Here is a 4,631-nt window from a genome sequence, read left to right as displayed (position 1 = left end):
GGGTGGTTGTTTCTGTCTTTTCGTTATCGCAGGAGCGGCTTCAGCCGCGATCGAGCCTTACCGGTAAAGCCTATTCGCGGCTGAAGCCGCTCCTACCGGGTGCCGGGGTACTGCCGGTCAGAAGGAGACGTCGACCGCCTGCCGCGACCACAGCACCGACTGGTGGTGGGTGGCCTGTTTCCACGCCAGGCGGATCGCCTCGATGTCGTTGCGCCGCTGCGGCGTGTCCTCGTGCAGTACCACCAGCACCTTGGTGCGCAGGCGCTCGGGTTGCGCCGCCTCGCGGAACAGCCACTGGCCATAGGCGTCGAACACGGTCAGGCCATCGGGAAAGCGCGGCGTCACCTCCCTGTCGAGGAAGGCCCGCCACTGTGCCTCGCTGATCGTGTCGGTCTGCTCCCGGCTGGAATCGCCCTTCTCCTCGCCCACGCCGAAATACAGTTCGCTGCGCACCCAGTGGATGGCCTCGGCCGGACGCGCGGCATCGCCCTGCAGCGCGGCGGTCGGCGGCGGGTCGGCCAGCGGGGATGCGGCGGCGGCGCCACCCAGGCAAAGCAGCAACGGGAACAGGAGAGCGGAGAACTTCATGGATGACCTCTGTAGGGATCTGCAGGGTGGCATCCATGTCACTTGGCCGGCATATCACGTTTGCGGATGAGCTGATGCCATGCAGGGCTTGCACCCGGGGCCGGCATCACGCCAAGATAACATATCGCTCCATCCGGATGGATGTAACAGGCCATCCAACCCCCTTCCCCACGCCATTCCCCCCGGAGTTCCCCATGGTCCGTCTTTCCCCGGCTCCGCTCGGCCTTGCCGTAGCGCTGGCCTTGTCCACGCCCACCCACGCCCAGGACGCGTCCGGCCAGGCGACCACGCTCGACACCGTGATCGTCACCGGCACCCGCGCCACCGACCGGACGGTACTCGAATCCACCTCGCCGGTGGACGTGCTCAGCGCCGAGGACATCCGCAAGGCCGGCGTGGTCAACGGCGAACTCGGCAGCGCGCTGCAGGCGCTGCTGCCCTCGTTCAACTTCCCGCGCCAGTCCAACTCCGGCGGCGCCGACCACGTGCGCGCCGCGCAGCTGCGCGGCCTGTCGCCGGACCAGGTGCTGGTGCTGGTGAACGGCAAGCGCCGCCACAACAGCGCGCTGGTCAACACCGACAGCAAGATCGGCAAGGGCACCACGCCGGTGGACTTCAACGCCATCCCGGTCAGCGCGATCAAGCGCATCGAGGTGCTGCGCGATGGCGCCGGCGCGCTGTACGGCTCGGACGCGGTGGCCGGCGTGATCAACGTGATTCTCGACGACGCCCCGCAGGGTGGCGCCATCGAAGCCAGCTTTGGTGCGCACCACACCGACCTGGAGCCGATCGGCCGCACCCTGACCGACGGCCAGACCAGCTACTTCAGCGCCAAGGTCGGCACCGCGTTGACCGACGAGGGCGGCTTCCTGCGCGTGGGCCTGGAACTGAAGAACCGCGAGGCCACCAACCGCGCCGGCTTCGACCAGATCCCGCCGTGGGAAGCGCAGACCGCGGACAACCTGGCCCTGGCCGGCAAGCGCAATTACGCGCTGGGCGACGGCGCCAGCAAAGATCTCAATGCCTGGTTCAACGCCGAGGTCCCGTTCGGCACCACGTCCAAAGCCTATGCCTTCGGCACCTACAACCAGCGCGACACCGAGGGCGCCAATTACTTCCGCTACCCGGACGGCGAAGCCAACTGGAAGGAGCTCTACCCGCACGGCTACCGCCCCCTCTCCGAAGGCGAGAACCTCGACGTGCAGCTGGTAGCCGGCGCGCGCGGCCAGTGGGGCGAGTGGAACTACGACGCCAGCCTCGACCATGGCCGCAACGCATTCACCTACCGCCTGCGCGATTCGCTCAACGCCTCGCTCGGTCCGGCCAGCCCGACCCGCTTCAAGACCGGCGACTACGCCTTCGAGCAAACCCTGGCCAACCTCGACCTCGGCCGCATCTTCGTGCGCCAGGACGACAGCCACAGCCTCGGCTTCGGCGTGGAGGCGCGCCGCGAGCGCTATGAGACCGGCGCCGGCGACCCGGCCAGCTATGCCGCCGGTCCGTATACCGACCGTCCGACCGGCTCGCAGGCCGGCGGCGGCCTGACCCCGCAGGACGAGGCGCATCTCACCCGCGACGTGTTCAGTGCCTACACCAGCCTGTCGTCCACCTTCGGCGAGAAGTTCTCCACCGATGCGGCTGCGCGCTACGAGCACTACCAGGACTTCGGCGGCGAACTCACCGGCAAGCTCGGTGCGCGCTATGCGTTCGCGCCCGCATTCGCGCTGCGCGGCGCCATCTCCAACAACTTCCATGCGCCGTCGCTGAGCCAGACCGGCTTCGAATCCACCTCCACCGGCTATACCGCCGGCGGCCAGCTAGTGCAGGGCCGCCTGCTGTCGGTGAACAACCCCATCGCGCGTGCGCTGGGCGCCACCAACCTGAAGCCGGAGAAGTCGATCAACTACAGCCTGGGCTTCACCAGCCAGATCGGCAGCCACCTCGACCTGTCGCTGGACCTGTTCCAGATCGACATCGACGACCGCATCGCCCTGTCGGAAAGCATCACCGGCGACGCGCTGACCGATTTCGTGCAGCAGCGCTTCGGTGTGGCCGGGCTGGAAAGCGCGCACTACTTCGTCAACGCCGCCGACACCCGCACCCGTGGCGCCGAGCTCGTCGCCAACTGGCGGCAGTCGCTGGGCGGTGGCGACCTGCTGCTGACCGGCACCTGGAGCTATGCCAAGACCGAGCTGAAGAACGTGCTGGCCACGCCGGCGCAGCTGTTGGCGCTGGACCCGGACTACGTGCTGTTCGGCGTGGAGGAAAGCAACACGCTGACCGACGCCGCGCCGCGTACCCGTGCGCAGCTGGCCGCCAGCTGGGCCGACGACACGTGGTCGCTGAGCAGCCGCCTGAGCCGCCACGGCAGCGCGCGGCGCGTGTTCGATTTCGGCGGCGGCTACATCCCGACCCAGACCTATGGCGCCGAATGGCAGCTCGATGCGGAAGTGGAATACCGCATCACGCCGAAGTGGAGCGTGGCCGTCGGCGGGCAGAACCTGACCGACAACTACCCGGACAGGTCGAACGAAGACATCAATTACTTCGGCAACCTGCCCTACGACGTGCTGTCGCCGATCGGCAGCAACGGCGCGTACTGGTACGGCCGCGTGCGCTACGCGTTCTGAGCGCGCGGGGAATGCGGTTCCGGGAGCAGGGAAGCGTTTTCCCTGCTCCGGTGATGCTGATCGCGCTTTCGTGGAGGCCCGGCCTACCCCGCCTCCACCCCCGATAACTTTCCGCTCACGTCACGCGTGGCATGGTGGCCGCCATGGTCAACGCGTCCACCAGCCCTCCCCCCGCGCTGGATCCCGCTTGTGCCCTGTTCCTCGATGTGGACGGCACACTGGTCGGGTTTGCCGCGCAGCCTGAAGACGTCCGCCTGCCACCGCAGGTACGCGACTGGATCGTCCGCATCGGCGGGCGCCTGGACGGTGCGCTGGCGCTGGTCAGCGGCCGCACGCTGGTGCAGCTCGATCACATGTTCGCCCCCGTGCGCCTGCCGGCCGCCGGCCTGCACGGCGCGCAGCTGCGGCGCAGCGCCGATGAGGCGCCGCAGGCCATGGAAACCGCGCAGTGGCTGCACGAACTGCACCTGCAGGCGATGCGCCTGGCGCATGCGCACCCCGGTGTCCGGGTGGAGGCCAAAGGCCAGGCCCTGGCCCTGCACTGGCGCAATGCGCCGGCCGCCGCGCCGGCCGTGCTCGCCTTCGCGCGCGCTCAGTTGCCGCTGCTGCCTGGCGTACGCCTGCAGCCGGGCAACCATGTCGTTGAACTGGTCTCCGCCGGCCACGACAAGGGCACCGCGGTGACCACGCTGATGGGCATGGCGCCGTTCGCTGGCCGCCGGCCCGTCTTCGTCGGCGACGACCTTACCGACGAAGACGGTTTCGCCGCGGCGACGCGGCTGGGCGGCTACGGAATCCTCGTCGGCGAACGCCCGGACAGCCAGGCGCGCCACGCCCTGCCCGACGTGGCCGCGATGCACGACTGGCTGCGCGCGGGCGCGGCCTGATTCCGTATCGCGTCGCCGACGCGGCATGCGGCCGTATCACCCGGGAGGACGGCCCCTCCCAGCCAGAAGGAGGAAGCGATGCTTCGAGCCAACCTCGAGATGGGCGTCATCGGCAACGGCAGTTTCGGCGCCCTGATCGACCGCCATGCGCGCGTGGTGTGGAGCTGCCTGCCCGCGTTCGACGGCGACCCGGCGTTCTGCGCGCTGCTGTCGCCGCGCGCGCACGAAGGCGGCGACTTCGCCATCGAACTGGAGGACTACGCCGGCAGCGAACAGCACTACATCACCAACACCGCGATCCTGCGCACGGTGCTGCACGACACCCGCGGCGGCCAGGTGGAAGTGATCGACTTCGCCCCGCGCTGGCGCCGCAACGGCCGCTTCTACCGCCCCCCCAGCATCATCCGCCGCATCCGCCCGCTGGCCGGCAGCCCGCGCATCCGCATCCTGGCGCGGCCGCTGGCCGACTGGGGCGCGCGCGCGCCCGCGGCCCCCAGGGGCCGCCACCCCCGGCGCGGGGGGCGGC

General features: G+C 69.5%; 4 protein-coding genes. 3 read left to right on the top strand and 1 reads right to left on the bottom strand.

The window, feature by feature from the left end; translation table 11 throughout:
- Positions 1-117: 117 nt before the first annotated feature.
- Entirely contained in the window at positions 118-588 is a 471-nt protein-coding gene (locus QMX80_RS18395) for a DUF3574 domain-containing protein (RefSeq protein ID WP_282278623.1), read from the bottom strand.
- Between the two features lie 194 nt (positions 589-782).
- Here QMX80_RS18395 and QMX80_RS18390 point away from each other — a divergent pair, with 194 nt between their 5' ends.
- The 3 genes from QMX80_RS18390 to QMX80_RS18380 all read left to right on the top strand — a co-directional run.
- On the top strand, positions 783-3,218 hold the full coding sequence (locus QMX80_RS18390; protein ID WP_282278622.1) for a TonB-dependent receptor: 2,436 nt from the start codon (positions 783-785) through the stop codon (positions 3,216-3,218).
- Between the two features lie 143 nt (positions 3,219-3,361).
- A complete protein-coding gene (gene otsB, locus QMX80_RS18385; RefSeq protein WP_282278620.1) occupies positions 3,362-4,105 on the top strand; it encodes a trehalose-phosphatase in 744 nt (247 codons plus the stop codon).
- Between the two features lie 78 nt (positions 4,106-4,183).
- The coding region (locus QMX80_RS18380; protein WP_282278618.1) for a trehalase-like domain-containing protein at positions 4,184-4,631 on the top strand (448 nt) is incomplete at its 3' end.

This window comes from Stenotrophomonas sp. PS02297, from assembly GCF_029959705.1.
Lineage (GTDB): Bacteria > Pseudomonadota > Gammaproteobacteria > Xanthomonadales > Xanthomonadaceae > Stenotrophomonas > Stenotrophomonas nitritireducens.
This window is presented reverse-complemented; position numbering and strand designations above follow the sequence as displayed.

What these genes read in the sequence shown, in the direction of transcription:
- QMX80_RS18395 (WP_282278623.1), bottom strand. Translation starts at nt 588, where the DNA reads ATGAAGTTCTCCGCTCTCCTGTTCCCGTTGCTGCTTTGCCTGGGTGGC.
- QMX80_RS18390 (WP_282278622.1), top strand. Translation starts at nt 783, where the DNA reads ATGGTCCGTCTTTCCCCGGCTCCGCTCGGCCTTGCCGTAGCGCTGGCC.
- otsB (WP_282278620.1), top strand. Translation starts at nt 3,362, where the DNA reads ATGGTCAACGCGTCCACCAGCCCTCCCCCCGCGCTGGATCCCGCTTGT.